Origin of the sequence: Streptomyces sp. NPDC058964, assembly GCF_042741275.1 — a bacterium.
Taxonomy (GTDB): domain Bacteria; phylum Actinomycetota; class Actinomycetes; order Streptomycetales; family Streptomycetaceae; genus Streptomyces.
On the sequence record NZ_JBHYKH010000651.1, the window covers coordinates 1 to 4,424 of the forward strand.

A 4,424-nucleotide genomic window follows, 5' to 3' on the forward strand; every position below is an offset into this window, starting at 1 on the left:
TTTGAGGATCGTCTCGACCCGGCCGTGATCCGCGAGCTCCTTGTCCGCGAGCCGGTCGCCGCCCTCGACGTGTTCGCGCACCGCCGGGTAGAGGTACTGTTCCTCGGCGACCGAGTGCCGCACCAGCTCGATGGTCACCTCGTCCACGAGATCACGCAGTTGCTTTCCCCCATCGGGCATCGACTCGATCCGGCCGAAGATCTCCTCGACCTCGCGGTGGTCGGTCATCAGTTCCTCGATGACATTTCCGCCGTGTCCCACCATCGCGCATTCCGCCTCTCGTCGGTCGTTGTCGGGGCCGGGTTCCCGCCCCGACAGACAGTCATCCCCTCAGCGGGGCGGCGATGTGAACCTGGCGCGTTCTCCTCACCCGGTCGGTGGGCAAAGTCCGTGCGACGGCAGGCCAGCTCTCAGCAAGCGGAAGGACTCATCAGACCTGTGTGCGCCGCGCAGCAGCGACGCCGCCTGCTCCGCCAGCAGGTCCGCCTCAGACGGCTGTCCTGGCACGCGGCCGCTCCGGCGCGGCCACTACCGGAGGCCCAGGTATGACGGTGCGGAAGCCTTTAGGGCGCGCCTCCAAATGCGCCGAGCGTGCCGGCGCGGTCCCGTACGGGTACTCGTCGTTTCATGCCCGAACTTCCGGATGTCGAAGGATTTCGCCAGGCACTGATGAGCTGCGGCCGTCGTCGATGTGTTACAGACATCGATGTGCGGGACACCGGGGTGCTACGCGGAGTGACGACGCAGCGCCTTCGCGGGCAGTTGAAGGGAAAACGGCTCGGGAAGGCGTGGCGTCACGGCAAATGGTTGTTCGTGCCTATGGGAGACGGCTGCACCCTCGTCTGCCATTTCGGGATGACAGGTTCGCTGCGGTGTTGTGCGCGGGATGAACCGATCGACGTGCATGACCGCATCGTCTTGACCATCGATGATGCCAGGAGCCTGCGCTATCGCGATCAGCGCAAGCTGCAGGGCGTTCGGTTGGCTGACGAGAACGCTGTCGCCCGGATTCTGGACGCCTTGGGCCCAGACGCCCTGACCGTGACGCAGGCAGAGTTCTTGGAAGTGCTGACCCGGCGCAGGGCCACGATCAAGGGTGCCCTGATGGACCAGTCCGTCATTGCTGGTCTCGGCAATCTCCTGTGCGACGAGATCCTTTGGAGGGCCCATGTCCACCCCCGGATCCCGGCGCGGAACCTCAGCGAAGCGGACCTTCGACGGATACACACGGCGATGGGCCGGGTACTCGGCAGCGCAGTGCGGGCCGGGCGGGTGCCGCCGCGGCGCTCCTGGCTCACCGGGCGCAGGAACGACGACGAGCCCGAGTGCCCCCGGTGCAGCCGGACCCTGCGTTCAAGCCGTATCGCTGGGCGCCGCACGACCTGGTGTCCGGTGTGCCAGGCCTGAGCGGGTGGTGTGCGCGGCGCGGAGCCGTGGGGCGCAGGTAGACCATGGGGTACTGCGAAGAAGCAGCTGGAGCCAGAGCTGCTGCCTTACCTGGATGAAAGCCGTGCGCATGGTGGGAGGCGAGGCGGGGCAATGTAACTCAGCGTGGCATCGGCACCGACAGCCTTCGACGAAGATCCGAGGAACCTCCTCCGTATGCCCGGCGCCAACGCCAGCCGTGGGTGCCGATGAAGCCACTGCTGTTGGTGGCGGTTGCGTCGTCGCCGAAAGTGGCCAGTCTCGTTGTCGCTCTCCTTTGATCACACCGGTTAATGCTGTGGCGCTCGCGCCTTGTTCCTGGTAAATGGCCCACTCCACTGCAACTCGCCGGATATAAGGTGTCAGGCTGGTCGAGCGTCCTTCGGATCGGAAAGCACGCCGGCGACCATGCTCAGCTCAGAGACAAGGCCGGAGTACACCGCGTCGCGATCGCCGGCGCGGGGGACGGCAGAGGGGTGAATCGTCGCCACGAGCCCGACCACTGCTTCGGGGGCGCCGCCAAGGTCAGCTCGCATCCTGCATCCGCCAGGGCATTTATCAGAACCTTTCCAGCAGGACTGACGAATGGTCTGCCCGCCCGGTCCTCCTGGTCGCCCGGTTATTCCCCGAGGAGCAGGACGTGTACCGGTGTCCCTCTCCGTACGCGGTTTGCGTCGCTTCTGCTGGAAAGGGCACCCTCGGCCCTGGGTCGCAGCCCGTCGGAGGGCTGTGAGGCCGCCGCGCCGGATCGGAAGGTACGGCATGGCGTCGCATCTATGCCCCCGTGAATCTGTCGGGCTCACGGCTCGCATCCTCCCGTCTACATCGCGTCAGCTGGCCGGAGGGCGTCAGGCATGGATGATCAGCGGATCGAACTGTCAGCCGTGGCCCCTGGCTGGGACGGCGCCGAGGTCCTGGCTGTGATGCAGCTCTGCTGTGGGGTACCCAGCTTTCAGGGGCTATTTCTCCCGGAGGTCGACATGATCAGGGATCTGCATCCTGTGGACAAATGACCCGAAGTGATCGATGTCTGCCCGGCTCAGCCTCAACCATCGAGGGTGAGTGATGGAGCACTTGGTCCGGCGAGACATAGCGGCAGGTGTGGCTGACCTCGGCCCGACGGCAGATGGTCTTACCCCACGACTGAAGGGCACGTGCACTGCGCGGAGGTTTACTGAGATGAGCGCAAGCGAGAAATTTAAGGGGAGAGCTGAGGAAATCCTTGGAAAGGGCGTGCGGAAGGCGGCCCACGCGGTCCATAAAGATACCCTCGCAGCGAAGGGCGCCGCTCTCGAAGCCCGGGGCAGGATGCGGAGCTCGAAAGAAAGCGCCAAGGGCTCTTTCAAGCGTTGACAATGTTGCTTCAGGAACTGTGTCAGATGGTTCCTCAGTGCATCGTCAGCTGCGCATCATGGGCCCCTTTTCTTGCGACTGTCATGTGGTTGCCGGTTCTTATGTCTCGAACTCGAGATCTTTGAGGGCTGGGGTTACGGCGGTCACAAGTCGAGTCCGGGCTTGGCGACGAATCCCTCGTTGAAGCCCGGGCGGTACTGCATGCCGAACCCCCTGCTGCAGCGGGGGGTTCGGCGTCATGCGTCTGTGCTGGCGTGCGGACGCTGACCGACCCCGATCTGGGCGGCCGTGGAGGCCGCTGCCGGCTGAATCGCACAGCGACGGCAACCTTGCCGCCCTGTCGATGGTCCATGGTGTGTATTTGGCATCGTCGACGTGCGAGGGACCTATGAAGCGGATGCTGCAGGTGCTGCGGAAGGCGGAGATGTTGCTGCTGACGGTGGTCCTGAAAGCCGATCGGCATCTCGGCACGGGCGGGAGGTACCGGCCGCCGGCGCCCATCGCGGTTCGCGTCGCCAGCCGCCCGCTGCGCTCCGCGGCTGTCCTGGCACTGCCGCTCGCGGCGCTCGGCGGCATGGCCTTCGGGGCATTCACCGATGGGAGGCGTTTCTTGCAGGTGGTCTTGTTGGGCGCTGGGCTGATGCTGTTCTTCGCACTGTGCCTGCGGTTGGAGCGCCTGACTCAATTGCACTACGAGCGCGTCGGCTACGACCCCGCCGCCCGTCTGCCCGCGCACCGTCCGCGTCCCGGCGGGCTCGGACGGGCCTTTGCACAGCTGTGCAGGGGTTGGGGCGTGCTGTCGGTGGTCTTCTGGAGTGTGGAAAGAGCCAAAGGCACTCCGATCAGTTGGCTTTTCAGCGGGGTTTCCATGGGGCTGGTGCTACTGGGCGTGACCGCGGTCGGCTACCTGGTGGAGCGGAAAAGGCAGCGGGCGCGTCCGTCGGGCAGCTAGAGATCTTCAATGGCTGGAATCACGGCGGTTGGAAGCCGAGGCCGGTCTTGTTGATGAGGCCCTCGATGAGGCCGGGTCGGTACTGCATCCGTTTGAGCCGGTTCTTCACCAGCGCGGTCAGCTGGTCGGTGTTTTGTTTGGTGAGGTTGGCCAGGGACCGTTGCAGGTGCGACCAGACGCCCTCTACCGGGTTGAACTCGGTTCATAGGGGAAGTTGGGAGAGGGCCGGCCATAATCGGGCGTCGGTCGGCTCCCGCATGGTGCGGCTGGCGTGCGTGTTCGGATTGTCCCGGACCCGGACGATCGGGTCGCCGAACTGCTGTGTGCGGCGTCGAGCAGGCGTGCGTAGTCGGCCTCGGTGAAGCCGTTGCGCCAGCCTTTGGCGGGCCGCGGAAGAGCCAGGCACCCAGGCCCGCCGCCCTCTCCCACGATCCCACCTAACCCACACCCTTAACCCGACCCGAACCTCGACCATGAAGGCCCGACCAGCGTCGCGATGCGATATCCCCGACCACGCCCGCAACCCCGCCAAGGCCCCCGTCGACAACTGTCCCCACTTCTCTGGCGCCTGACGGAATATCTGCAGGTCACCACACCATCTAAGGCTTGTCCCGTAACGATCTTGGAGTCGGGAGTGGCATGGGCGGCTGCAGTGCCGCCTGTTCGGCTATCCGGCGAGGGCGAGGTTGTGCAG

The 4,424-nt window shown here is 65.3% G+C and carries 3 protein-coding genes; 2 read left to right on the forward strand and 1 reads right to left on the reverse strand.

All coding sequences use genetic code 11. The features are described from left to right. Window positions 1-261, reverse strand: a 261-nt coding sequence (locus ACFW2E_RS42275; protein ID WP_384476110.1) for a hemerythrin domain-containing protein, incomplete at its 3' end; no start/stop codon positions are given. Window positions 262-627: 366 nt separating this feature from the next. Here ACFW2E_RS42275 and ACFW2E_RS42280 point away from each other — a divergent pair. Both ACFW2E_RS42280 and ACFW2E_RS42285 read left to right on the forward strand, forming a co-directional pair. Continuing rightward, entirely contained in the window at window positions 628-1,407 is a 780-nt protein-coding gene (locus ACFW2E_RS42280; RefSeq protein ID WP_384476104.1) for an Fpg/Nei family DNA glycosylase, read from the forward strand. 1,768 nt (window positions 1,408-3,175) lie between these two features. Beyond that, on the forward strand, window positions 3,176-3,730 hold the full coding sequence (locus ACFW2E_RS42285; RefSeq protein ID WP_384476107.1) for a hypothetical protein: 555 nt from the start codon (window positions 3,176-3,178) through the stop codon (window positions 3,728-3,730). Window positions 3,731-4,424: the final 694 nt, after the last annotated feature.

Coding starts and splice junctions, on each gene's coding strand:
- ACFW2E_RS42280 (WP_384476104.1), top strand. CDS start 628: ATGCCCGAACTTCCGGATGTCGAAGGATTTCGCCAGGCACTGATGAGC.
- ACFW2E_RS42285 (WP_384476107.1), top strand. CDS start 3,176: ATGCTGCAGGTGCTGCGGAAGGCGGAGATGTTGCTGCTGACGGTGGTC.